Here is a 22,636-nt window from a genome sequence, read left to right as displayed (position 1 = left end):
CGTACGGACGAGGTTGAAGGGAAGCTAGCGATCTGCCGGGCTTCTGTGAACACATGTTCCACAACTCATTTGATTAATCATAGGAATCAGGCGAGTTGTGGATGATCCGACGGACGACTTCGTCGCCATCAGCCATGGTGTGCGCATGTGTCGACGTCTAAGCCTCTTTGTTCTCCTTCGCGGCCTTCGCCGCACGCTTCGCCTCCTGCTTGTGGGCGCGCACCCTCGCGAGCGACTCCGGACCCGTGATGTCCGCGGCCGACCGGTACGAGCCGGCCTCGCCGTACGGGCCGGCCGCCTCCCGCCAGCCCTTCGGACGCACGCCGTACTGCTTCCCGAGGAGCGCCAGGAAGATCTGCGCCTTCTGCCGGCCGAAGCCCGGCAGGGCCTGGAGCCGGGTGAGGAGCTCCTTGCCACCGCCCGCGTCGGCCCAGACGGCGGCGGCGTCCCCGTCGTACTCGTCGACGAGGTGCCGGCACAGCTGCTGGATCCGCTGCGCCATCGAGCCGGGGTAGCGGTGCACGGCCGGCTTGGCGGAGAGCAGCTCGGCGAACCGCTCCGGGTCGTAGGCGGCGATCTCCCGGGCGTCCAGGTCGTCACCGCCCATGCGCGTGGCGATCGTGTACGGCCCGGAGAACGCCCACTCCATCGGTACCTGCTGGTCCAGCAGCATGCCGATGAGCGCCGCGAGGGGGCTGCGCGCGAGGAGGGCGTCCGCGTCGGGCTGCTGGGCGAGGTGGATCTCGGGATCGCGGGTGTCCATGGACCGATGATCGTGCGCGGGGCGCCCGGGTGCACGGCGGCTTGGGCCTGTGGGGTCACACTGCCGCACTCGGCGCGCGGCCGCCCGCTAGAGAGGAGAGCTGCGACCCACGACCTTGCCCGCCCGGTCGATGCACACGACGTCCACCACGACGGGGGCGCCCCGCAGAACGGCCAGCGCCTGGTCCCGGGCGACCTCGGCGACCCGGTCGCCCAGCGGTACACCCGCGGCGGCGCACAGCTGGAGCGCGCCCAACCCCGTGTTCGCGGCAGCCACCTCGGCCGCGAGCGCCTCGTCCGCGCCGGCCGTCCGCGCCAGCTCGGCGAGCAGCCCCTTGTCGACCTGCGACCGCGCCGAGTGCAGGTCCATGTGGCCCGCCGCCAGCTTGGACAGCTTCGCGAACCCCCCGCAGATCGTCAGCCGGTCGACGGGGTGCCGCCGGACGTACTTCAGCACGGCCCCGGCGAAGTCCCCCATGTCGAGGAGCGCGTCCTCCGGCAGGTCGTAGAGGGACACGACGGTCCTCTCGGACGTCGACCCGGTACAGCCCGCCAGATGGGTGCGGCCCGCCGCCCGCGCGACGTCGACCCCCCGACGGATGGAGTCGATCCACGCGGAGCAGGAGTAGGGCACGACGATCCCGGTCGTCCCGAGGATCGACAGCCCGCCGAGGATGCCCAGCCGGGGGTTCCACGTGGAACGGGCGATCTCCTCGCCGTGGTCCACGGAGACGGTCACCTCCACGTCCCCCGTCCCGCCGTGCAGGGCGGCGGCCCGTGCCACGTGGTCGCGGATCATCTGGCGCGGCACCGGGTTGATGGCGGGCTCGCCCACCTCCAGGGGCAACCCCGGCCGGGTCACCGTGCCGACGCCGGCACCGGCGCGGAAGACGACTCCGGAGCCGGGCGGCAGCAGCCGGACCGTCGAGCGGACGAGCGCCCCGTGCGTCACGTCCGGATCGTCACCCGCGTCCTTGACGATCCCGGCCGTGGCGTACGAGCCGCCGTGCTCCTCCGCGGCGAGCGCGAAGGCGGGTGTCTGCCCCTTGGGCAGGGTGATCGTGACCGGGTCGGGGAACTCGCCGGTGAGGAGCGCGGTGTACGCGGCCGTCGTCGCCGCGGTGGCGCACGCCCCGGTCGTCCAGCCGGGTCGGAGACCGGTGTGCTTGAGTTGGGCGCTGCGCCCCCCGCTCGTACTCATGGACGGTTCCCGATGCACGTGCTGATCCTCGGCGGTACCACCGAGGGCCGCCGCCTGGCGGAGACGTTGGACGCCGGCGGCGTCCGGGTGACCAGTTCGCTCGCCGGGCGGGTGGCCGCGCCCAGGCTGCCGCCGGGGGAGGTGCGGGTGGGCGGCTTCGGCGGTGCCGAGGGCCTGGCCCGCTGGGTGCGCGAGCACCAGGTGGACGCGGTCATCGACGCCACTCACCCTTTCGCCGGGACGATCAGTTTCCACGCGGCGAGGGCCGCCGCCGCCTCCCATGTTCCCCTGCTCGCCCTGCGCCGCCCGGGGTGGACCCCCGTGGCGGGCGACGACTGGCATCCGGTGGAGTCCCTGGAGGCGGCGGCACGGACGGTACCCGACCTGGGGCGGCGGGTCTTCCTGACGACCGGGCGCATGGGGCTCGCGGCGTTCGCGGGGGTGGCGGACGCCTGGTTCCTGGTGCGGTCGGTGGACCCCCCGGAGCCCCCGCTCCCGCCCCGGGCGGAGGTCCTGCTGGACCGCGGTCCCTTCACCCTGGAAGGAGAGCGGGAGGTGCTGCGCGCGTACGGGATCGACGTGCTCGTCACCAAGGACAGCGGCGGCGCGGCCACCGCGCCCAAGCTCACGGCGGCCCGCGAGGCGGGGATACCCGTCGTGATCGTCCGCCGCCCGCCCGTCCCGGACGGCGTCCCGGTGGCCGCGACGGTGGAGGAGGCCGCCGCCTGGGCGTCCCGCCCGGCCGCCTGACCCGGCACCCGGCGAGGGTCCGGGTTCGGCACCTGGCGCCCGGCGAGGTGCGTTTCGGCACCCGGCACCGGCCGGGGTCCGTTCCGGCACCCGGCGCCCGGCCCGGGTCCGGGTCCGGGTTCGGCACCTGCCACCCGGCGAGGTGCGTTTCGGCACCCGACCCGGCCGGGGGCCCGGGTTCGGCACCTGGCGCCCGGCCGGGGTCCGGGTTCGGTACCTGGCACCTGCTGCGCCCGGACCGCCGCCCCACTGCCACCCGGCCGGGGGCCGTTTCGGCCCCGGCGCCGGGGGTGGGAGCCGGGGCCGTGGGGCCGTGGGTCAGGTGGTGCCGGCGGAGGGGGTCTCCGGGTAGCGGCGCGGTGTCCACGCCACCGTGCCGCCGTCGCCCCGCCGTACCGCCCGGGTCTGCGACGAGCCGACCAGCAGCAGGGTGCGCATGTCCACCTCGGACGGCTCCAGGTCCGCGAGCGCGACGACCCGTACGGACTCCTCCGGGCCGCCCACGTCCCGGGCGACGACCACCGGGGTGTCGGGGGCGCGCAGTTCGAGGAGGAGTTCGCGGGCCTTGGCGACCTGCCAGGTACGGCTTCGGGAGCCGGGGTTGTACAGGGCGAGCACGAGGTCGGCGGCGGCCGCGGCGCGCAGCCGCTCCGCGATGACCTCCCACGGCTTCAGCCGGTCGGACAGGGACAGGGTGGCGTAGTCGTGGCCGAGGGGCGCGCCCGCCTTCGCCGCGGCCGCGTTGGCCGCGGTCACGCCGGGCAGGACGCGTACGGGGACGTCCGCGTACCCCTCCTGCGACGCCACCTCCAAGACGGCCGTCGCCATCGCGAAGACGCCCGGGTCGCCGCCCGACACCACGGCCACGCGGCGCCCGCGCCGCGCCAGGTCGAGGGCGAACTCGGCACGCTCGGACTCGACCTTGTTGTCGGAACCGTGGCGCCGCTGCCCGGCGCGCTCCGGTACCCGGTCCAGGTACGTCGTGTAGCCCACGAGGTCGGTGGCGGAGGCCAGCGCGCCGCGCGTCTCGGGGGTCAGCCACAGCGGGCCGGCCGGGCCGGTGCCGACGACCACGACCTCGCCCCGCTCGGGCGCGGCCGGACCGGTGTCGACGCGGGAGGGCAGCACCGCGACGGAGAAGTACGGCACGGTCTCCGGATCCACCTCGGCGAGCGGCGCCGTGCGCCGGCCCTCCATCGTGGCGCGCTCCACGTAGTGCGCGTCGGCCAGCCGGTCCGCGCGCTCCAGGGCGCGGCGCACCGCGGGGAACGTCCGGCCGAGCTTCATCACCACAGCCGAGTCGGTCGCCGCCAGACGGGCCGTCAGCTCCTCCTCCGGGAGGGTGCCCGGGATGACGGTGAGCACCTCCTCGGCCTCCACCAGGGGCTTGCCGATGGTCGCCGCGGCGGCGCTGACGGAGGTGACGCCGGGGACGACCTCGGTCTCGTAGCGGTGCGCGAGACGCTTGTGCATGTGCTGGTAGGAGCCGTAGAACAGCGGGTCGCCCTCAGCGAGGACCGCCACGGTCCGGCCCGCGTCGAGGTGGGCGGCGAGCCGGGCGGACGCCTCCTCGTAGAAGTCGTCGAGCGCGCCGCGGTAGCCGCCGGGGTGGTCCGTCGTCTCGACCGTGAGCGGGTACATCAGCCGCTCCTCGACGTGGTCCTCGCGGATGTGGCGCGCCGCGATGGAACGGGCGATGGACCGTCCGTGCCGGGCGCAGTGGTACGCCACGACGTCCGCCTCCGCGATGACCTCGACCGCGCGGAGGGTCATCAGCGAGGGGTCGCCGGGGCCCAGCCCGACGCCGTACAGCTTGCCGCTCATTCGACCTCACTCGCGATCGCGTTGACCGCCGCGGCGGCCATCGCGCTGCCGCCGCGCCGGCCCCGTACGACGATGTGGTCCAGGTCCGACTCCGCCAGCGCGTCCTTCGACTCGGCCGCGCCGATGAACCCGACGGGGATGCCGAGGACGGCGGCCGGGCGGGGCGCGCCCTCCCGGATCATCTCCAGGAGGCGGAACAGGGCGGTCGGCGCGTTGCCGATGGCGACGACCGAGCCCTCCAGGCGGTCGCGCCACAGCTCCAGTGCGGCCGCGCTGCGGGTCGTGCCGAGCTTCGCGGCGAGGTCCGGCACGGACGGGTCGGAGAGGGTGCAGACGACCTCGTTGGCGGCGGGCAGCCGCTTGCGGGTGACGCCGCTGGCGACCATCTGCGCGTCGCACAGGATCGGCGCGCCGGCGCGCAGCGCGGCGCGGGCCCGGGAGACCACCTCGGGCGTGTAGGCCAGGTCGCGGACGAGGTCGACCATGCCGCACGCGTGGATCATCCGCACGGCGACCTGGCTGACGTCGGTGGGCAGCCCCGCGAGATCCGCCTCGGCGCGGATCGTGGCAAAGGACTGGCGGTAGATCTCCGCGCCGTCCTTCTCGTAGTCGAACACTGTGCTCCCGCTCATCTCTGTGCCTGTGCCTGTGCCTGTGCCTGTGATGCGTTTGGTGCGTGTGGTGCGTGTGGTGCGTGTGGTGTCTGTGCTGTCCGGGGGGTCTGGGGTGCGGGTGTGGTCCTGACGGTGATCTCGTACGTGCCGTCGCCGGTGGCCAGCGCGTCGACCCAGTCGCCCTGCGGGTGTCCGCAGCGCCGGGCGCAGCCGGACCAGTGGACCGGCAGCCCGTGTTCCAGGGGCCGCGCGTCGGCCCGTACGTCCGCCAGGGCCTTGCCGCAACCGGGCCGCCCCGTGCAGGCGCTGACCGACAGCCAGGGGGAGCCGGCGCGGGTCAGGTACCCGGCCGCCTCCAGCGCCGCGAGGCGCTCCACGGCGGCGGCCCGTCCGGGGAGCCCGGTGACGACGAAGCCGCGCCACGGCGTGACCCGTACCTCGCCGGCGGGGCCGGGGTCCAGGGCGCGGAACTGCGCGGTGGTGACCCGCCCCAGCGGCGCCACGACCGACACGGCCCCGCCGTCGCCGACGACGCCCGGCTCGGGCCCCGCGGCCGCGACCGCAGTCGGAGACACAGCCGCAGCCCCCGCGGCCGGCCGTGCGGCCACCGGCGCCGCCGCCACCCCCGCGGCCGCCAGGTGCGCGGCCGCGGCGGTGTCCAGCGCGCGGTCCGCGGGCAGCTCGGCCACCCGCCAGGCGCCCGTACCGGCCTCCCGGGCGACGGCGAGGAACGCCCCCGCCACGGCCAGCGCGGCCCGCGGGGCGTCCACGCCCGCCACCCGCCACGTCCCACCGACCGGGCCGCCGACCGACTCGCCACCCGGGCCGCCGACCGTCCCGCCGACCGACCCGGACCCCCCGCCCGAGTCCGCCCGGCCGCCGCCCCCGAGCCGCACCAGGGCGTGCCCGTCGGGTTCTGCGAGCAACGTCACATCGGCGCCCAGCCCCGCGACGTCGCCGCGCCCGTCGTCCACGGCGAACAGGAAGCGCCCCGAGAGCGCCGTCGTCCACGCCTCGGCGCACAGCAGCGCGTCCAGCTCGCGGGCCCACGCCTGCGCGTCGCCGTACCCCCGCCCGTCGAGCCCGGCCAGGGGCGAGACCACCATGTTGCGGATCCGCTCGTGCGCGGCGGAGGGCAGCAGCGCGGCCGCGTCCAGCAGCCCCGCCAGGGCCGCTCCGCAGTCGTCGGGCAGCCCGCGCAGGTCGAGGTTGCCGCGGGAGGTGACGCCGAGGTGGCCGTCGCCGAGCCGGTCGGCGGCGTCGGCCAGTGCCCCGACCTGACGGCTCGTCAGCACGCCGACGGGGAGCCGCAGCCGGGCCAGTCCGCCGTCGTCCGCGCGGTGCAGCCGCAGCGCGCCGGGGCACGCGTCGCCGCGGTCGCGGACGCGTTCCGGTATGTGGGTTTCGCCCCCGTTCCGGGGCTTTGATGAGCTGGGCGGCATGGCGGCGAGCATACGCGCAGCCTCTACTATGCAGACGGCACAGGGTCCCAGGACCCTAGGGAGGAAGCCCGGTGCGAATCCGGCGCGGTCCCGCCACTGTGAGCGAGTCCCCAGGGGCCCCGCGAGTCAGGAACTCCCGCCACCCACGACCACCCGGGGCGAGGACACCCCGAGGAAGGCCCGGCACGCCGTGATCCTGCTGCTGTCGCACTCCGACACCGACCTCCTGAGCGCCCGCGCGGCCGGTGGACCGGTCGCGTACCGGTTCGCCAACCCCGCCCGCCTCCCCGCGGACGACCTGCCCGGCCTCCTCGACGGCGCCGACCTCGTCGTCGTGCGGCTCCTCGGCGGCATCCGCGCCTGGGAGGAGGGCCTGCAGACCCTCCGCGAGGCCGGCAAGCCGCTCGTCGTCCTCACCGGCGAACAGGCCCCCGACGCCCAGCTGATGGAGACGTCCACCGTCCCGATCGGCATCGCGGCCGAGGCGCACGCCTACCTCGCCCACGGCGGCCCGGACAACCTCGAACAGCTCGCCCGGTTCCTCTCCGACACCGTGCTGCTCACCGGCCACGGCTTCGAGCCCCCGGCCGCCGCGCCCACCTGGGGCCCGCTGGAGCGGACCGCGCGGAGCACCACCGGCCCCACGGTCGCCGTGCTGTACTACCGCGCCCACCACATGAGCGGGAACACCGCGTTCGTCGGCGCCCTCTGCGAGGCCATCGAGGACGCGGGCGGCCAGGCCCTCCCCCTGTACGTGGCGTCCCTGCGCGCCCCCGAGCCGGAGCTGCTGGAGAGCCTGCGGACGGCCGACGCCGTCGTCACCACCGTCCTCGCCGCCGGCGGCACCAGGCCGGCCGAGGCCCAGGCGGGCGGCGACGACGAGTCGTGGGACGCCGGCGCGCTCGCCGCGCTCGACGTGCCGATCCTCCAGGCCCTGTGCCTCACCGGCTCGCGCGCCGCCTGGGAGGAGAACGACGAGGGCCTCTCGCCGCTCGACGCCGCCAGCCAGGTCGCCGTGCCGGAGTTCGACGGGCGGCTCATCACCGTGCCGTTCTCGTTCAAGGAGATCGACGCCGACGGCCTGCCCGCCTACGTCGCCGACGCCGAGCGCGCCGCACGTGTCGCCGGGATCGCCGTGCGCCACGCCCGCCTCCGCCACATCCCGAACGCCGAGAAGCGCCTCGCGCTGGTCCTCTCCGCCTACCCCACCAAGCACTCCCGCATCGGCAACGCCGTCGGCCTCGACACCCCCGCCTCCGCCGTCGCCCTGCTGCGCCGGCTGCGGGAGGAGGGGTACGACTTCGGCGACGAGGACGTCCCGGGCCTCGCCTCCGGCGACGGCGACGAGCTGATCTACGCCCTCATCGAGGCCGGCGGCCACGACCAGGAGTGGCTGACCGAGGAGCAGCTGGCCAGGAACCCGGTGCGCATCCCGGCCGCCGACTACAAGCGCTGGTACGCCACCCTCCCCGAGGAGCTGCGCGAGCAGGTCGAGCAGCACTGGGGCCCGCCGCCCGGCGAGATGTTCCTCGACCGGTCCCGCGACGCCGAGGGCGACATCGTCCTCGCCGCCCTGCGGCGCGGGAACCTCCTCGTCCTGATCCAGCCGCCGCGCGGCTTCGGCGAGAACCCGATCGCGATCTACCACGACCCGGACCTGCCGCCGTCGCACCACTACCTGGCCGCCTACCGCTGGATCGGCACCCCGCAGGCCGACGGCGGCTTCGGCGCCGACGCCATGGTCCACCTGGGCAAGCACGGCAACCTGGAGTGGCTGCCCGGCAAGAACGCCGGCCTGTCCGCCGCCTGCGGCCCCGACGCGGCCCTCGGCGACGTCCCGCTGATCTACCCGTTCCTCGTCAACGACCCCGGCGAGGGCACCCAGGCCAAGCGCCGCGTCCACGCCACGCTCGTCGACCACCTGGTCCCGCCGATGGCGCGCGCCGAGTCGTACGGCGACATCACGCGCCTGGAGCAGCTGCTCGACGAGTACGCGCAGATCTCCTCCATGGACCCCTCCAAGCTGCCGGCGATCCGCGCGCAGATCTGGACGCTGATCCAGGCCGCGAAGCTCGACCACGACCTGGGCCTGGAGGACCGGCCGGACGACGACGGCTTCGACGACTTCCTCCTCCACGTCGACGGCTGGCTGTGCGAGGTCAAGGACGCCCAGATCCGCGACGGCCTGCACGTCCTCGGCGGCGCCCCGACCGGCCCCGAGCGCGTCAACCTCGTCCTGTCGATCCTGCGCGCCCGCCAGATCTGGGGCGGCACGCAGTCGCTGCCCGGCCTGCGGGAGGCGCTCGGCCTGGACGAGTCCGCCGCGACCCGCACCACCGCCGACGAGGCGGAGGCCAAGGCCCGCGCCCTCGTCGAGGCGATGGAGGCCGCCGACTGGGACCCGGCCGCCGTCGCGTCCGTCGCGGAGGGCCACGACCGGGCCGTCGCCGACATCCTCGACTTCGCCGCCCGCCAGGTCGTGCCGCGCCTCGCCGCCACCACCGACGAGCTGGACCACGCCGTCCACGCCCTGGACGGCGGCTTCGTCCCCGCCGGACCGTCCGGTTCCCCGCTGCGGGGCCTGGTCAACGTCCTGCCGACCGGCCGGAACTTCTACTCCGTCGACCCCAAGGCCGTCCCCTCGCGCCTCGCCTGGGAGACGGGCCAGGCGCTCGCCGACTCCCTCCTGGAGCGGTACCGCACCGACAACGGCGACTGGCCCACCTCCGTCGGCCTGTCCCTGTGGGGCACGAGCGCGATGCGCACCGCCGGCGACGACGTCGCCGAGGCGCTCGCCCTGCTCGGCGTCCGGCCCGTCTGGGACGACGCCTCCCGCCGCGTCACCGGCCTGGAGCCGATCCCGCTCGCCGAGCTGGGCCGCCCCCGCGTCGACGTGACGCTGCGCATCTCGGGCTTCTTCCGCGACGCGTTCCCGCACACCATCGGACTGCTCGACGACGCCGTCCGACTCGCGGCCTCCCTGGAGGAGCCGGACGCCGACAACTTCGTCCGCGCCCACGCCCAGGCCGACCTCGCCGAGCACGGCGACGAGCGCCGCGCCACCACCCGCATCTTCGGCTCCCGCCCCGGGACCTACGGCGCGGGCATCCTCCAGCTGATCGACTCCCGCGACTGGCGCACCGACGCGGACCTCGCCGAGGTGTACACGGTGTGGGGCGGCTACGCGTACGGGCGCGGCCTGGAGGGCCGGCCGGCCCGCACGGAGATGGAGACGGCGTACAAGCGCATCGCCGTGGCGGCCAAGAACACCGACACACGCGAGCACGACATCGCCGACTCGGACGACTACTTCCAGTACCACGGCGGCATGGTCGCCACCGTCCGCGCGCTGAAGGGCAGCGCGCCCGAGGCGTACATCGGCGACTCGACCCGCCCCGAGACGGTCCGCACCCGCACCCTCGTCGAGGAGACGTCCCGCGTCTTCCGCGCCCGCGTGGTCAACCCGCGCTGGATCGAGGCGATGCGCCGCCACGGCTACAAGGGCGCGTTCGAGCTGGCGGCCACGGTCGACTACCTCTTCGGGTACGACGCCACGACCGGCGTCGTCGCCGACTGGATGTACGACAAGCTGACCGAGACGTACGTCCTCGACCCGGAGAACCGCGCCTTCCTCCAGGAGGCCAACCCGTGGGCGCTGCACGGCATCGCCGAGCGGCTGCTGGAGGCCGAGTCTCGCGGCATGTGGGCCAAGCCGGACCCGGAGGTCCTGGAGCGGCTGAAGCAGGTGTTCCTGGAGACGGAGGGCGACCTCGAAGGGGGCGACGACGAGTGAGGCTGAGCGTCGGCGGTGAGGACAAGGAGCTCTCGGAGCTGCTCGACACGGCCCTGACGGAGTTCAACGGCCGTGCCACCGGTGTGACGGACGAGGGCGAGCTGTCCGTCCGGGCCACCGACGACACCGGCGCGGTCGTCGGCGGCCTCACCGGCTGGACGTGGGGCGACAGCTGCGAGATCCACATGCTGTGGGTCCGCGACGACCAGCGCGGCACCGGCCTAGGCACCCGCCTGATGCGCGCCGCCGAGGCCGAGGCGCGGCGGCGCGGCTGCCGCCACGTGGCGGTGTCCTCGTACACCTTCCAGGCCCCCGGCTTCTACCGGAGCCTCGGCTACACCGAGACCGGCCGCACCCCGGGCGTCCCCGGCGGCCACGAGGACGTCCACCTGTACCGGCGGCTCACCGACGACTGACGACCTGACCGCCCGCCGCCCGCCGTGCGCCACCCGCCGCCCGCCGTGCGGGTGCGGTGCGGATGCCCCGCCGCCGGTGGTGGCGGAGACTGCGGGCATGGCTGGAGTCAGCGGGTCCGGGGTCGTCGCCGTCACCGGGGCGAGCGGGCGGGTCGGGCGGCGGGTCGCCTACCGGCTCGCCGCGGCCGGCGTGCCGGTGCGGCTGGTCGGGCGGGACCCGGCGCGGCTGCCCGGCGACCTGCCGGGAGCGGCGGTGGCGCCGCCCGCCGCGTACGGCGACGGCGAGGCGATGCGGGCCGCGCTGGACGGCGCCGACACGCTGTTCCTCGTCTCCGGCCACGAGAACCCGCACCGCGTCGCCGAGCACCGCACGGCGGTGGACGCGGCCGTCGCCGCGGGCGTCGGCCGGATCGTGTACCTGTCGTTCCAAGGGGCCGCACCCGACGCGACGTTCACCTTCGCCCGGGACCACTGGCACACCGAGCAGTACCTGCGGGCGCACGCGGGACTGGCGTGGACGTCCCTGCGGGACAGCTGGTACCTGGCGGGCATCCCGGCGATGACCGGCCGCGACGGCGTGATCCGCGGGCCCGCGGGGAACGGCCACGTCGCCGCCGTCGCCCACGAGGACGTCGCGGACGTGGCCGCGGCGGTGCTGCTCGCGCCGGGCCGGCACGACGGGCAGGTCCACGACGTGACAGGCGGCGAGGCGTTCACCCTCGCCGAGGCGGCCGAGGAGATGTCCCGGGCCACCGGCCGCACCATCCGCTACCTGCCCGAGACCCGCGACGAGGCGTACGCGTCGCGCGCCGGGTACGGGGCGGAGGAGTGGCAGGTCACCGGCTGGGTCACCTCGTACGAGGCCATCGCCCGGGGAGAGCTGGGCGCGGTCGCCGACACCGTGCGCCGGCTGGCGGGACACGCGCCCATGACCCTGCGGACGTACCTCGCGGAGCATCCGCGCTCCTACGCCCACCTGGTGGAGTAGCCCCGCTCGACTTTCGCGGGGCGCGGCTTCAGTCCTCGCCCAGGACGATGTTCCACTCCAGGGCCGCCGGGTCCTCCGGCTCGCGGTCCGCTCTGGCCGGTCTGCACGTGCGGATCCGGCCCTGGTCGTCGCCGGGGAGGGAGAGGGACGGGGACGCGGCGGGCGTACGGGTGGGGCCGCCGCCGGTGCTGGGTGCGGTGTGTGTACTCATGGTGGCCGAGTACCCACGGACCGTACCCCAAACGGTAATTCGACTGCGTCCGCGGCGGCGGTCCCGTACGGTCCAGGCACGTGGAACCCCTCACCGACAAACAGATCCGCGCCTCCTTCGTCAACTGCTCGAAGGGCGAGGCCGCCCGCCTGAAGCTCCCCGCCGACTTCGGCGACCTGCCCTGGGCCGACCTCGACTTCCTCGGCTGGCGCGACCCGGGCGCGCCCCTGCGCGCCTACCTCGTCGTGCCGTCCGCGACACCCGGCGGCGACCCGGTCGGGGTGGCCCTGCGGGTGCCGGAGCGGTCCCGTACCAGCGCGGTGAAGTCCAGCCTCTGCCGGATCTGCCTCACCGCGCACGCCTCCTCGGGCGTGACCCTGTTCGCCGCGCCGCGCGCGGGCGCCGCCGGCCGCGACGGCAACACGGTGGGCCTGTACATCTGCGCCGACCTGGCCTGCCCGCTGTACGTGCGCGGCCGGCGGCAGCCCGCGCTGCGCACCCGCGCCGCCGAGGAGTCGCTCGGTGCGGAGGAGCGGCTCGACCGGATGCGGGCGAACCTCCTCGCGTTCGTGGAGAACGTGCGGCTGCCGTTCGCCGCATGAGCGCCGGGGGGCGGTCCGCGGCGGCGCCACGCCGGCGGTACGAGGTGACCGCCGGTCCCCGCTCCCGCCCCGACCCCCCGCCCCGGGAGTCCGGGGGGACCCGCCGCACCCGGGTGCGTCCCCGGCGGATCGTGCGGTGCCGCCCGGACCTCACCGCGCTGTGCGTCGCCACCGTCTTCTTCTGGCTGTCGCTGACGCCCTCCCTGGTGCCCCGCCCGTGGATCCTCCAGGGCGTCGTCGGCGGCATCACGGCGGTCATCGGCTACGCCCTCGGCGCCACCCTCGCCGGGCTCGCGCGGCTGCTGCCCTGGCGGCCCCGCGCCGCGGTACGGCGGGCCGTGCGCGTTCGGGGCGCGCAGGCGTACTGGCTGCTCGCCCCGGTGCTCACCGGCTGGCTCCTCTCGGAGAGCGCCGACATGCAGCGCCGGCTGCGCCGCCTCCAGGGCCTGCCCCCCTCGGTCACCTGGCACGGCGTGATGATCGCCCTCGTCGCGGTGGCCCTCTGCGCGCTGCTCCTCCTCGCCGCCCGCCTCGTGCGGCTCGGGTCGCGCCGGCTCATCCGGGCCCTGGGCGGCTGGCTGCCGCGGCCCGTGGCCGTGGGGGTGGGACTCGCCCTCACCGGCGCGCTGGTGACGGTCGGCGTCCGGGACGTCGTCTTCGACCGGGGCGTCGTCGACGTCGCCGACCGGATCGCGGCGGCGACCGACCGCGGCACCAAGGAGGGCGTCACCCGGCCGCGCTCCCCGTACGTCTCCGGCGGCCCCGGCTCCCTGGTGCGCTGGCAGGACCTCGGCTACCAGGGCCGCAACTTCACCGGCACCGTGCCGACCCGCCGGGACATCGCCGCCTTCACCGGCGGCCCGGCCAGGGACCCGGTGCGCGTGTACGTCAGCTCGCGTCTGCCGCGCGCGTTCGCCGCCGGGGACGAGGACGAGCCGTTCCGCGCGCAGGCCCGGCTGGCCGTCGGCGAACTGGAACGGACGGGTGCGTTCCAGCGCCGGGTGCTGGCCGTCGCCGGCACCACCGGCAGCGGCTGGATCGACTCGAACGTCGCCCAGGCGCTGGAGTACCTGCACGGCGGCGACACCGCCATCGTCGCCGTCCAGTACTCCTACCTGCCGTCGTGGCTGTCGTTCCTCGTCGACGAGGAGAAGGCCGGGAAGGCGACCCGTGCGCTCGTCGACGCCGTGCGCGCCCGGCTGGACGCGCTGCCCGCCGGGGCGCGCCCGAAGCTCGTCGTCACCGGCGAGAGCCTCGGCGCGTACGCCGTCGAGGCGTCCTACGGCTCCGTCGACGAGCTGCTGGCCGCCACCGACGGCGGGGTGCTGCTGGGCACACCCGGCTTCTCGCCCGCGACCAGCCGGCTGCGCGAGGAGCGCGACCCGGGCAGCCCGGTGTGGCGGCCGCAGTACCGGGACGGGCGGCACGTGCGGGTCGCGCAGTTCCCGGCGGTGGACCTGCGGCGCCCGGCCGGCGCGCCGTGGGGGCGGCCGCGCCTGGTGTACCTCCAGAACGCGTCCGACCCGATCGTCTGGTGGTCGACGGACCTGCTGTTCGAGCGGCCCGAGTGGATGGACGAGCCGCTGGGCCCCGACATCACGCCGGAGATCAACTGGTTCCCGTTCGTCGCGTTCTGGCAGACCACGGTCGACATGGCCGTCAGCTACGGCGTGCAGGCCCCGCACGGGCACCGCTACGGCACGGCGGCGGTGGACGCGTGGGCGGCGGTCGTCCCGCCCGAGGGCTGGACGGAACAGGACACGCGAAGGCTGCGGACGTACCTCTCCTCGCGGAAGGCCCCCTACTGACGCCCGCCCCGCCGCCACCCCCCGGCCCTCCCTACATCCTTCGGTGCAGCGCGGGATCGTCCCCCGTCACGACGTGCGCGCCGCGCTCGCTCCCGACGATGGGAGGCATGACGACGACGACGGGGAACGGCGCGGCGACGGCGCCGGAGGCGACCGCCGGCCGGCGGTTGCCGCTGCTGGACGTGGCGCGCGGCATCGCCATCATCGGCACGCTGATGACGAACGTGTGGATCTTCACCCAGCCGGGCGGCGAGTGGGCCGTGCTGTCCGGCGGCACCTCGGGCGGGGCCTTCTCCGGTTCGGCGGGGGAGGCCGCGGAGGGCGTGTTCCGGCTGGTCGCGGACGGGAAGTTCCTCTCCCTGCTGACGATCCTTTTCGGCGCCGGCCTGGCGATCCAGTACGAGTCGGCGCGGCGCCGGGGGCTGCCCTGGCCGGGCCGCTACCGGTGGCGGGCGCTGTTCCTCCTCGCCGAGGGCACGGTCCACTTCGTGCTGGTCTTCGCCTGGGACGTGCTCATGGGGTACGCGGTGGCGGCCCTGGTCACGGCGTGGCTGCTGGCCCGCTCCGAGCGGGCCCGGCGCCGCGCCACGGGGTGGGCGGCCGGGGCGCACCTGGCGCTGATGGGCCTGCTGACCGCCGCGCTGGTGGGTTTGGCGGAGCCGGGCGGCTCCGGTACGGACGGCGGCGTGTCGCAGCGGGTCGTGGACCTGTACGCGCACGGCGGGTGGGGCGACCAGATCGTCTTCCGCCTGCAGAACGCGGTCGCGCTGCGGATGGAACCGGTGCTGACGTTCGGGCTGCTGCTGTTCCTGTTCCTGCTGGGTGTGCGGCTGCTGCGGGCCGGTGCGTTCGGCGGGGACGACGTGGGGCGCCGGATCCGGCGGCGGATGCTCCGCTGGGGCCTGGGGCTGGGCGTGCCGCTCAACGTGGCCTGCGCGACGGCCGGGCCGGACTGGTTCCTGCTGGGCCGGTACGGCGCGGCCCCGTTCGTGGCGGTGGGGTACCTGGGGCTGATCGGCGTGGTCGTGGACCGGGTGCGGCGGCCCGGCCGGCTGACGCGCGCGGTGACGTCACTGGGGCGCACGGCCCTCTCCGGGTACGTGCTGCAGAACGTGCTGTGCGCGTGCGTCGCGTACGGCTTCGGCCTCGGTCTCGCCGAGCGGCTGGACGGTGCGTGGCGGCCGTGGTGGGTGATCGGCCTGTGGGCGGCGGTGTCCGCGCTGCTCCTCGTCGCCTCGACGCTGTGGCTGCGCCACTTCACGGCGGGACCGCTGGAGGCGCTCCAGCGGCGGGTGCTGGGACTGGCCGAGAAGCGCTCGCCGTAGGGCATCGCGTGCCGGTCACCGGCAGGGTGAGGCATGGAGGTGCCCGCCCCGCCGATCCGGCCGCGCAGGCGGCCGGCCGGTTCAGCGCGGTGTGCGCCGTCGCACCATCCACAGCGTCGCGGCGGCGGCGCACGCCGAGCCGACGACGAGGACCGGCAGGAGCGCGTCCGGCACCACGCCGGCCGTACCCGCCGGTCCGCCGGCGACGGTGAGGGTCGGGGCGGGCGACGCGGCCGGCGAAGCCCCGGCCCCTGCTCCCGCCCCCGCACCGACCCGGACCCCCGCCGTGGCCCCGGCCCCGGCATCCGCCGCCGCCCGCGCGGCGGCGCCCGACGGCGCCGAGGCGCGGGCGCCGGGCCCCGCGGGGCCCGCCGCGGCCGGCGGCGCCGCGGAAGCCGGCGCCCGCGTGGCGCCCGCCGCCATCGTCGCCGGCAGCGGCGCCGGCGGCAGCAGCGATCCCACGGGCTGGACCTTCCGGCCCGGCCCGAACCCCCAGTCGAGCAGCCTGCGGGCCTCCTCGTAGACGGCCCGGGCGCCACCCTCCCGGGGGTTCATGACCGTGACCACCAGCGTGCGTCCGTCGCGGCGGGCCGCCGCGATGAGGGTGTGGCCGGCGCCGCTGGTGTAGCCGTTCTTCACGCCGATGACGCCCGGGTAGCGGGCGACGCCGTCCTCCCCGGTGAGCAGCCGGTTGGTGTTGCGGATGCCGTAGGACCAGCCGCCCGCGGGGAACGACGCGTGGCCCAGGGCGCAGTACCGCGCGAAGTCGGGGTGGCGCAGCCCCTCGCGGCCGAAGACGGCCAGGTCGTACGCGGAGGAGACCTGTCCCGGCGCGTCGTACCCGTCGGGCGAGACCACCTTCGTGTCGAGCGCGCCGAGCGAGCGCGCCGTGGCCTCCATCTGCCGCGCGGTCTTCTCCCAGCCGCCGTTCATCCCGGCCAGCACCCGTACCGCGTCGTTGCCGGAGTGGAGGAACACCCCGTGCCACAGGTCGGCCACCCGGTACGTCATGTTCTCCTTCACCCCGACCAGGCTGCTGCCGTCGCCGATCCCGGCGAGTTCCTTCTCGGTGACCGTGTGCCGGGTCTCCCGTCCCAGCTTCGGCAGCACGGTGAGCGCGAACAGCGCCTTGAGGGTGGAGGCGGGCGGCAGCCGCCGGTGGGCGTCGCGGGCGGCCAGCACGTCACCCGTGTCCGCCTCGGCGACCAGCCAGGACCGCGCGGACAGGGTCGGCGGGGCCGTACCGCCGGGTGGCAGCCGCACCTGGGTGCCGGGCCGGCGCAGGACGGCCGCGTCGACGCGGGCGCTGGGCCGGGGCGGCATCGGCTCCTCGGGCCGGGGAGCGGCGGCGGCCGCGGACATCACGAGCAGCGGCAACAGCAGGAACAACAGCAGGAGGGCGGTCACCCCTGCCGTGAAGCGGGCCGAAGAACTGACGATCATTAAGTCAAGGTAGGGAGGAGAGGGCGCCCGCGCGCGCCGGTGTGCGCCGACCGGCCTACGTCCCCGGGCGCGTACGGGCGCGTCCCGGCGCGTACGCGTCACACCGGCCCGGACGGGGGGCCGGCACTTCGTCATCCGAATGGCGGGTACCGGACCCCCGGGCGCGGGCGGGCGGGCCACCGCGCTGATATCCATCGAGGAGTAAGCGTCCGTGGGGGGCTCGTCGAGTGGAGGGCCACTCATGTCCCAGATCGTCTCGACCGCCACCCTCGCGGTGGACTTCCAGCAGGGCATATCCGACGCCTGGTCGAAGGTCGCCCAGTTCGTCCCCAAGTTCGTCGCGTTCCTGGTCATCCTGGCCATCGGCTGGATCGTGTCGAAGATCATCGCCAAGGTGGTGGACAAGGTCCTGCGGAAGGTCGGCTTCGAGCGGCTCAGCGAGCGCGCCGGGTCCCACCGCATGCTGGAGAACTCGCAGTACGACGCGACCGGCATCATCGCCAAGGTCATCTACTACGGGCTGCTGCTCGTCACCCTTCAGCTGGCCTTCGGCGTCTTCGGCCCGAACCCGATCAGCGGCATGATCGACGGCATCGTCGCCTGGCTGCCGCGCGCCCTGGTGGCGCTCGTGCTGGTCGTCGTCGCGATGGCCATCGCCAACGCCGTGCGCAACGTCGTCCGCGGCGTCCTGTCCGCCGCCTCCTACGGAAACACCGTCGCCACCGTCGTCTGGGGCGTGATCGTCGCGCTCGGCGTGATCGCGGCGCTGGGCCAGGCGGGCATCGCGACGGCCGTCACCCAGCCGGTGCTGTACGCGGTGCTCGCCGCGGCCGCCGGCATCCTGATCGTCGGCGTCGGCGGCGGTGCGATCGTCCCGATGCGGCAGCGGATGGAGCGTTGGATGAGCGCCGCCGAGCAGGAGTCCGCGAAGGCCCGCTCGGGCGCCGGGGCCTACATGGCCGGCCGCGAGGACGCCATGTCCCAGCAGCGCGAGCAGCAGCGCCAGCGCCAGGGCGGCACCGACCCGATGTGACGGGTCAGTCCCCGTCCGGAGTCGGCCCGTGCGCGTCCCGCGCGCCGGGCCGGCCGGCGTCCGCCAGGAGCTCGTACCGCAGGACCAGCCAGCAGACGGCCGTCAGCCGGCACACGGCGAAGTCGTGCCCGGGCGGCTCGTCCCAGCCGGTCTCGGCGAGCGCGTCGAGGAAGCCGAGCGCGTAGTCGGCGAGCGCCTCGCGGTCCGGCGGCCCGGGCACCAGCTCCGGGCCCCCGGCGCCGATGCGCTCGCGCAGGGCGGCGACGTGCTGGTCGACGGCGGCGACGAAGCCGGGCTCGAAGGCGAACTCGGCGAGGCGCGGCGCGTAGGCCGTCGTGACGGTGGAGAGGGGCGACAGGTGGGGCACCCGCCCACGGTAGGCGGTGACCGGAGGAGCAGAAGAGCCCCAAAGCCGACATGCGACGCATCTCACTCACGCCCCCTCGGGCCGGCGGGACGGCCGGATCGGGCGCGGCGGGATAGGGCCCGCTCCTGCGGGGCACTTGGGAGGCGGAGCCCGCCTCGTCGACCTCGGGAGGAACCCATGAACCCGGTCCTGCACGACAAGCTCTTCATGCGCCTTCACGAACTGCCCGTCCTGGCGCACATGACCTACGACGAGGAGGACCCGTACGCGGTCAGGGTGGCGTTCACGGACGGCGAGTACGTGTACGCGGAGTGGCGGCTCGACCGCGAGATGCTGCGCGAGGGCATGCGGCACGAGGTCGGCGACGGTGACGTGCGGATCTGGCCGGGCGTGCACATAGAGCTGTGCGGCGAGGCGGACTTCACGGTGGGCGAGGAGTCGCTGGCGCGTTTCCTGGAGCGCACGTACGAGGTGGTGCCGGAGGGCGAGGAGCGGCTCGACGTCGACGCCCTGGTGGACCGCCTCCTCGCCACCGGGTGAGGCCCGACGGCGAGCGGAGGGGCCGTGGTGGGTCGCCCCCGCAGGGGTGGGCGGCGTCACCGGGGTGACGAGGGCGGGACCCGAGGCCGCCGACCCCGAGGAGGCGGCCCACCACGGCCCCGACCCACCCGCCGCCGTGGCCACCACCCGCCGCCCCGGGCAGCCGACACCGCCGCCCCCCGCAGCCGGCACCGCCCCGGGCAGCCGACACCGCCCCGGGCAGCCGGCACCGACCACCGACAGGGCGCCGAACCGGCCCGCCGCGCTCCCGCGACTAGGCTCGTCGGTCATGGACCCGCACCAGACCCGCCCGCGTGCCGTGACCGCGGCGGACTGGCCGCTGCTCGGCGCCGTGGCGCTGGGCGGCGCGCTCGGCTCGGGGGCCCGGTACGGCCTGTGGCTGCTGTGGCCCGCCCCGCCCGGCGGCTTCCCGTGGGCGACATGGGCGACGAACGTCGCCGGCTGCGCCCTCATGGGCGTGCTCACCGCGGCGCTGGACGCGTCGCGCCGCCCGCGCCGCCTGCTGCGCCCGCTGCTGGCGACCGGCGTGCTGGGCGGCTTCACCACCGTCTCGGCGTACGCCCTGGAGACGCGCGCCCTGCTGGAGAGCGGCCGGACGGCCACGGCCCTGGCGTACCTGGGCGGCACGCTGGTGGCCGCGCTGCTCGCCGTCACCGCCGCGGCGTGGGCCACGCGGATTGCGCTCGCGCGCCGGACGCCGAGCGAGCACCGGGGGGCGACCGTATGACGTGGCTCCTCGTCATGGCGGGCGGCGCCTTGGGCGCGCCGCTGCGCTACCTGACGGACCGCGCGGTGAGCGCACGGTACGGCGAGGCCGGCTTCCCCGCGGGCACGCTCGCGGTCAACCTGGCCGGCTCCCTGGGCCTGGGCGTCCTCGCGGGCGCGGCCGTCGCGTCACCCGCGTACGCCGCCCTGGGCACCGGGCTGTGCGGCGCGCTGACGACGTACTCGACGTTCTCGTACGAGACGCTGTGCCTCGCCCGGCGCGGCGCCGCCGGGCTCGCCGCCGCCAACGCCGCGGCGACCCTGGCCGTCTCTCTTGGCGGTGCCTTCGCGGGTGCCGCACTGGGCATGGCGCTCGGTGGCTGAACCGCCCCGGTCAGAGGCCGAAGGGCAGGGTGATGTTGTTGACCAGGGGGCCCTCCACGGTGACGCCCTCCGTGATGAGGGACTCGGGGGCGGACAGGACGGGGGGCAGCGGAACGGGCGCGGCGGCGACCGCCGCGGTGGTGGGCAGGAGGCTCGCCGCGGCGAGGGCCAGGGCGGCGACGAGGAGGGCGGTGCGGCGACGGGGCACGGGCGGGACCTGCTTCCGGGAGGCTTCGGGTCGCGGGCATGGCTGCCCACGCGTACCGGATGCGATGCGGCGGGTCCCCCGTCCGTGGGGCGCGCACCACACACCCCACGCCCCGCCCCCAACCGACCCGCGCCACCGACCCCCGACCGCACCGATCCCGACCGCCCCGCCCCCACCGACCCGCGCCACCGACCCCGACCCCGACGCACCGAACCCGACCGCACCGACCCCGCGCACCCCGGGGCCGTGCCCCCGGGCCGGGGCCCGCGTGGCGGTGGTGCTCACGCCAGCAACCGCCGGGCGCCGTCCTCCGGGACGGACCGGTATGCCTCGGCGACGCGTACGAGCCAGGCGACCTCGCCGTCCTGGTCGGCGGCCTGACGGGTCTCGAAGTCGGCGGCGGCGCCGGCGGGGGCGCCGGACGCCTTCGCCGCGAGCGCCGCCTTGATCCAGTACGCGTCGGCCTCCGGCCCGGCGGAGCCCGCCGCCTCGCGGGCGGCGCGCAGCAGGCCGTCGGGGGCGTAGTGGCGGAGTTTCTCCACCGCGTCGGCGATGTCCGCCGCCCACCGGTCGACGCGGAGGTCGGCGGGGGTGCCGAAGCGGGTCAGTTCGCGGGCCAGCGAGGCGGGCGGGGCGAACGGCTGGTCGGGGAAGGCGGTCATCAGCTCGCGCCAGAGCGGGTGCAGCGCGGCCTGGGCCCGCCACAGCCGTGCCCGCCGCCATCCGGTGCCGAACGCGGGGATGGACGCGCCGACCGCGAAGAGCGCGAACAGCAGGACCTGCGCGGCTTCCGTCGCCTTGTCGAAGGCGGTGGCGAAGCCGGCCGACGGCTCGGCGGCGACACTGATCCACAGGAACAGGGTGCGGCTGACGGTGTAGCCGACGCCGATGAACATCGCGGCCGTCATCATGCCGAGCCCGACCCGCAGGTGCCGCAGCCGGGCGCCGGCCGTGGCGAGCGCCCACTGGTAGGCGCAGACGGCGGAGGCGGCGCCGAGGTACAGGTAGAAGACGCTCATGTAGAGCGTGGCGCCCCACTGGCCGGCGTGGTCGGAGACGAAGCGGTCGGAGGGGACGGACCGGTCGACGACGGTGAAGAACAGGACCGTCAGCAGGACGAGCGTCGCGACCGACGCCTTGGCCGCCAGCCGCTGCACGAGCCGGGCGAAGCGCACGTGGCGCGGTACGGGCCCGCCTTCCGGATAGGTGCCGTAGATGGCGACGATGTACCCGAGGATGGCAAGGATGGCGACGGTCGCCGTGTAGTGCTTGATGAGCACCGCGAGGTCGACGACGGGGCTGTTGTTGAGGGCGGTGCGCACGATGTGGGTCTTGGTCCACAGGGCTGCGGCGAACCCGGCGTAGCAGCCCCACAGGGCGCGGCGGCGCCGGTCCTCCTCGTCGCCCCAGAGGGCCGCCGGCATCCGCCACAGCGCGACGGCGGTCATCAGCCCGGCTATGAGGTAGCCGGCCAGGTCAAGGGGGCTCAATGCGGGTCCTCGCGGGGGCTCGGGTGCGGGGTGCGGGCGGCTGCGTGCGGGCGCGGGCGGCGGCGTCGGGTGGGTGACGGCATCGGGGGGCCGGCGGCGTCAGGGCCGGAAGGGGCCCCTGCGGAAGAGCCCCCTGCGGCGGTGGGCGACCGGCCTGGACAGGGAGTCGGCCAGCCGGTCCACCATGTCGTCGCCGGGCACCTCCCGTGCCATCCGGGGGATCAGCGAGGCGCCGAACTCGGCGACGCGCTCGTCGTGCGTGTCGTACTGGGCGCGGGCCTGGACGGTGGTGCCGGACGACATGACCCGGTCGATCAGCGAGGTGTCGAAGACGGGCAGCAGTCGGCGGAGCCGTTCGGCGTCGAGGGAGGTGCCGTGGTCGAACCACTCGTGGCACAGCTCGTGCAGGATCACGTGCTGGGTCTGGTACGTGGTGGGCCGGCGGCGGTAGAGGACGAAGCTCGTGTCGCCGGACTTCAGGCGCAGCCCGCAGGCGGAGTTGACGCGGGCGAGGCGTTCGGGGAGCTCCTGGAGGACGATGCGGCGGCCGCGGGCCGCCTCCATGTTCGCGACCAGCTCGGGTATGCCGAACGGCGCGGGGATGGGGAGGTCGGCCAGTCCGGCCTCGCACTCTCTCCGCAGTGCGCGCATGGACCGCTGGGACATGGGGACCTCTTGATCGGAGTCACGCGGGTGTGACCTGCGATCG

General features: G+C 75.5%; 22 protein-coding genes and 1 riboswitch. Of the genes, 11 read left to right on the top strand and 11 right to left on the bottom strand.

Annotation, left to right across the window (positions count from 1 at the left end; genetic code table 11):
- Positions 1 to 157: 157 nt before the first annotated feature.
- A complete protein-coding gene (locus tag LPA54_RS16330; protein WP_228978258.1) occupies positions 158 to 763 on the bottom strand; it encodes an HhH-GPD-type base excision DNA repair protein in 606 nt (201 codons plus the stop codon).
- Between the two features lie 87 nt (positions 764 to 850).
- Complete coding sequence (locus LPA54_RS16325) at positions 851 to 1,963, bottom strand: cobalt-precorrin-5B (C(1))-methyltransferase (protein ID WP_228978256.1); 1,113 nt, start codon at positions 1,961 to 1,963, stop codon at positions 851 to 853.
- 12 nt (positions 1,964 to 1,975) lie between these two features.
- Here LPA54_RS16325 and LPA54_RS16320 point away from each other — a divergent pair, with 12 nt between their 5' ends.
- A complete protein-coding gene (locus tag LPA54_RS16320; protein ID WP_228978253.1) occupies positions 1,976 to 2,713 on the top strand; it encodes a cobalt-precorrin-6A reductase in 738 nt (245 codons plus the stop codon).
- Positions 2,714 to 3,031: 318 nt separating this feature from the next.
- Here LPA54_RS16320 and LPA54_RS16315 read toward each other — a convergent pair whose 3' ends face one another.
- The 3 genes from LPA54_RS16315 to LPA54_RS16305 are packed head-to-tail and all read right to left on the bottom strand — an operon-like array spanning position 3,032 to position 6,605.
- Entirely contained in the window at positions 3,032 to 4,537 is a 1,506-nt protein-coding gene (locus LPA54_RS16315; RefSeq protein ID WP_228978252.1) for a precorrin-2 C(20)-methyltransferase, read from the bottom strand.
- The gene (locus tag LPA54_RS16310) at positions 4,534 to 5,169 is read right to left on the bottom strand and encodes a precorrin-8X methylmutase (protein ID WP_228978249.1); all 636 of its coding nucleotides are present in this window, start codon (positions 5,167 to 5,169) and stop codon (positions 4,534 to 4,536) included. Before LPA54_RS16310 ends, LPA54_RS16315 begins: the two co-directional genes overlap by 4 nt.
- A complete protein-coding gene (locus LPA54_RS16305) occupies positions 5,166 to 6,605 on the bottom strand; it encodes a cobalamin biosynthesis protein CobG (protein WP_228978247.1) in 1,440 nt (479 codons plus the stop codon). The genes LPA54_RS16310 and LPA54_RS16305 overlap by 4 nt, the downstream gene beginning before the upstream one ends.
- Before the next feature lie 12 nt (positions 6,606 to 6,617).
- Positions 6,618 to 6,748: riboswitch (cobalamin riboswitch) on the top strand.
- 35 nt (positions 6,749 to 6,783) lie between these two features.
- On the opposite strand from LPA54_RS16305, the gene cobN reads away from it, so the two are divergent.
- From cobN to LPA54_RS16290, 3 genes are all read left to right on the top strand, one after another.
- Positions 6,784 to 10,386, top strand: a complete 3,603-nt coding sequence (gene cobN / locus LPA54_RS16300; protein ID WP_228978245.1) for a cobaltochelatase subunit CobN — start codon at positions 6,784 to 6,786, stop codon at positions 10,384 to 10,386.
- Positions 10,383 to 10,802 (top strand): N-acetyltransferase, encoded by a 420-nt coding sequence (locus LPA54_RS16295; protein ID WP_228978243.1) that lies wholly within the window; start codon positions 10,383 to 10,385, stop codon positions 10,800 to 10,802. Before cobN ends, LPA54_RS16295 begins: the two co-directional genes overlap by 4 nt.
- A 97-nt stretch (positions 10,803 to 10,899) precedes the next feature.
- Entirely contained in the window at positions 10,900 to 11,790 is an 891-nt protein-coding gene (locus tag LPA54_RS16290) for an NAD(P)H-binding protein (protein WP_228978242.1), read from the top strand.
- A 28-nt stretch (positions 11,791 to 11,818) separates the two neighbouring features.
- Here the strand turns inward: LPA54_RS16290 and LPA54_RS16285 are convergent, their stop codons facing one another.
- On the bottom strand, positions 11,819 to 12,001 hold the full coding sequence (locus tag LPA54_RS16285) for a hypothetical protein (RefSeq protein WP_228978241.1): 183 nt from the start codon (positions 11,999 to 12,001) through the stop codon (positions 11,819 to 11,821).
- An 80-nt stretch (positions 12,002 to 12,081) separates the two neighbouring features.
- Here LPA54_RS16285 and LPA54_RS16280 point away from each other — a divergent pair, with 80 nt between their 5' ends.
- From LPA54_RS16280 to LPA54_RS16270, 3 genes are all read left to right on the top strand, one after another.
- Entirely contained in the window at positions 12,082 to 12,603 is a 522-nt protein-coding gene (locus LPA54_RS16280) for an FBP domain-containing protein (protein ID WP_228978240.1), read from the top strand.
- Entirely contained in the window at positions 12,600 to 14,411 is a 1,812-nt protein-coding gene (locus LPA54_RS16275; RefSeq protein ID WP_228978239.1) for an alpha/beta-hydrolase family protein, read from the top strand. The genes LPA54_RS16280 and LPA54_RS16275 overlap by 4 nt, the downstream gene beginning before the upstream one ends.
- Positions 14,412 to 14,518: 107 nt before the next feature.
- On the top strand, positions 14,519 to 15,736 hold the full coding sequence (locus tag LPA54_RS16270; RefSeq protein ID WP_228978238.1) for a DUF418 domain-containing protein: 1,218 nt from the start codon (positions 14,519 to 14,521) through the stop codon (positions 15,734 to 15,736).
- An 81-nt stretch (positions 15,737 to 15,817) separates the two neighbouring features.
- On the opposite strand, the gene LPA54_RS16265 is transcribed toward LPA54_RS16270, so the two are convergent.
- Positions 15,818 to 17,179: a D-alanyl-D-alanine carboxypeptidase family protein gene (locus tag LPA54_RS16265; protein WP_228978235.1), complete on the bottom strand. Its 1,362-nt coding sequence runs from the start codon at positions 17,177 to 17,179 to the stop codon at positions 15,818 to 15,820.
- Positions 17,180 to 17,420: 241 nt separating this feature from the next.
- On the opposite strand from LPA54_RS16265, the gene LPA54_RS16260 reads away from it, so the two are divergent.
- On the top strand, positions 17,421 to 18,212 hold the full coding sequence (locus LPA54_RS16260; RefSeq protein ID WP_228978233.1) for a hypothetical protein: 792 nt from the start codon (positions 17,421 to 17,423) through the stop codon (positions 18,210 to 18,212).
- A 4-nt stretch (positions 18,213 to 18,216) separates the two neighbouring features.
- On the opposite strand, the gene LPA54_RS16255 is transcribed toward LPA54_RS16260, so the two are convergent.
- A complete protein-coding gene (locus LPA54_RS16255) occupies positions 18,217 to 18,570 on the bottom strand; it encodes a DUF6401 family natural product biosynthesis protein (protein ID WP_228978333.1) in 354 nt (117 codons plus the stop codon).
- Positions 18,571 to 18,756: 186 nt separating this feature from the next.
- On the opposite strand from LPA54_RS16255, the gene LPA54_RS16250 reads away from it, so the two are divergent.
- The 3 genes from LPA54_RS16250 (at position 18,757) to LPA54_RS16240 (ending at position 20,229) form a co-directional block, all read left to right on the top strand.
- Complete coding sequence (locus LPA54_RS16250) at positions 18,757 to 19,119, top strand: SsgA family sporulation/cell division regulator (RefSeq protein WP_228978230.1); 363 nt, start codon at positions 18,757 to 18,759, stop codon at positions 19,117 to 19,119.
- Between the two features lie 289 nt (positions 19,120 to 19,408).
- Positions 19,409 to 19,867 (top strand): CrcB family protein, encoded by a 459-nt coding sequence (locus tag LPA54_RS16245; protein WP_228978229.1) that lies wholly within the window; start codon positions 19,409 to 19,411, stop codon positions 19,865 to 19,867.
- Positions 19,864 to 20,229 carry a CrcB family protein gene (locus LPA54_RS16240; protein ID WP_228978227.1) on the top strand — a complete coding sequence of 122 codons (366 nt, stop codon included), beginning with the start codon at positions 19,864 to 19,866 and terminating at the stop codon, positions 20,227 to 20,229. The genes LPA54_RS16245 and LPA54_RS16240 overlap by 4 nt, the downstream gene beginning before the upstream one ends.
- A 10-nt stretch (positions 20,230 to 20,239) precedes the next feature.
- Here the strand turns inward: LPA54_RS16240 and LPA54_RS16235 are convergent, their stop codons facing one another.
- The 3 genes from LPA54_RS16235 to LPA54_RS16225 all read right to left on the bottom strand — a co-directional run bounded on the left by LPA54_RS16235 (position 20,240) and on the right by LPA54_RS16225 (position 22,593).
- Positions 20,240 to 20,437: a hypothetical protein gene (locus tag LPA54_RS16235; RefSeq protein WP_228978225.1), complete on the bottom strand. Its 198-nt coding sequence runs from the start codon at positions 20,435 to 20,437 to the stop codon at positions 20,240 to 20,242.
- 281 nt (positions 20,438 to 20,718) lie between these two features.
- Positions 20,719 to 21,927, bottom strand: a complete 1,209-nt coding sequence (locus LPA54_RS16230) for an MAB_1171c family putative transporter (RefSeq protein ID WP_228978224.1) — start codon at positions 21,925 to 21,927, stop codon at positions 20,719 to 20,721.
- Positions 21,928 to 22,026: 99 nt separating this feature from the next.
- On the bottom strand, positions 22,027 to 22,593 hold the full coding sequence (locus LPA54_RS16225; RefSeq protein WP_228978223.1) for a toxin: 567 nt from the start codon (positions 22,591 to 22,593) through the stop codon (positions 22,027 to 22,029).
- Positions 22,594 to 22,636 lie beyond the last annotated feature (43 nt).

The sequence above is a fragment of the Streptomyces sp. DH12 genome, from assembly GCF_020873895.1.
GTDB lineage: Bacteria > Actinomycetota > Actinomycetes > Streptomycetales > Streptomycetaceae > Streptomyces.
This window is presented reverse-complemented; position numbering and strand designations above follow the sequence as displayed.

What these genes read in the sequence shown, in the direction of transcription:
- LPA54_RS16330 (WP_228978258.1), bottom strand. Translation starts at nt 763, where the DNA reads ATGGACACCCGCGATCCCGAGATCCACCTCGCCCAGCAGCCCGACGCG.
- LPA54_RS16325 (WP_228978256.1), bottom strand. Translation starts at nt 1,963, where the DNA reads ATGAGTACGAGCGGGGGGCGCAGCGCCCAACTCAAGCACACCGGTCTC.
- LPA54_RS16320 (WP_228978253.1), top strand. Translation starts at nt 1,976, where the DNA reads ATGCACGTGCTGATCCTCGGCGGTACCACCGAGGGCCGCCGCCTGGCG.
- LPA54_RS16315 (WP_228978252.1), bottom strand. Translation starts at nt 4,537, where the DNA reads ATGAGCGGCAAGCTGTACGGCGTCGGGCTGGGCCCCGGCGACCCCTCG.
- LPA54_RS16310 (WP_228978249.1), bottom strand. Translation starts at nt 5,169, where the DNA reads ATGAGCGGGAGCACAGTGTTCGACTACGAGAAGGACGGCGCGGAGATC.
- LPA54_RS16305 (WP_228978247.1), bottom strand. Translation starts at nt 6,605, where the DNA reads ATGCTCGCCGCCATGCCGCCCAGCTCATCAAAGCCCCGGAACGGGGGC.
- LPA54_RS16290 (WP_228978242.1), top strand. Translation starts at nt 10,900, where the DNA reads ATGGCTGGAGTCAGCGGGTCCGGGGTCGTCGCCGTCACCGGGGCGAGC.
- LPA54_RS16285 (WP_228978241.1), bottom strand. Translation starts at nt 12,001, where the DNA reads ATGAGTACACACACCGCACCCAGCACCGGCGGCGGCCCCACCCGTACG.
- LPA54_RS16275 (WP_228978239.1), top strand. Translation starts at nt 12,600, where the DNA reads ATGAGCGCCGGGGGGCGGTCCGCGGCGGCGCCACGCCGGCGGTACGAG.
- LPA54_RS16270 (WP_228978238.1), top strand. Translation starts at nt 14,519, where the DNA reads ATGACGACGACGACGGGGAACGGCGCGGCGACGGCGCCGGAGGCGACC.
- LPA54_RS16265 (WP_228978235.1), bottom strand. Translation starts at nt 17,179, where the DNA reads ATGATCGTCAGTTCTTCGGCCCGCTTCACGGCAGGGGTGACCGCCCTC.
- LPA54_RS16260 (WP_228978233.1), top strand. Translation starts at nt 17,421, where the DNA reads ATGTCCCAGATCGTCTCGACCGCCACCCTCGCGGTGGACTTCCAGCAG.
- LPA54_RS16250 (WP_228978230.1), top strand. Translation starts at nt 18,757, where the DNA reads ATGAACCCGGTCCTGCACGACAAGCTCTTCATGCGCCTTCACGAACTG.
- LPA54_RS16245 (WP_228978229.1), top strand. Translation starts at nt 19,409, where the DNA reads ATGGACCCGCACCAGACCCGCCCGCGTGCCGTGACCGCGGCGGACTGG.
- LPA54_RS16240 (WP_228978227.1), top strand. Translation starts at nt 19,864, where the DNA reads ATGACGTGGCTCCTCGTCATGGCGGGCGGCGCCTTGGGCGCGCCGCTG.
- LPA54_RS16225 (WP_228978223.1), bottom strand. Translation starts at nt 22,593, where the DNA reads ATGTCCCAGCGGTCCATGCGCGCACTGCGGAGAGAGTGCGAGGCCGGA.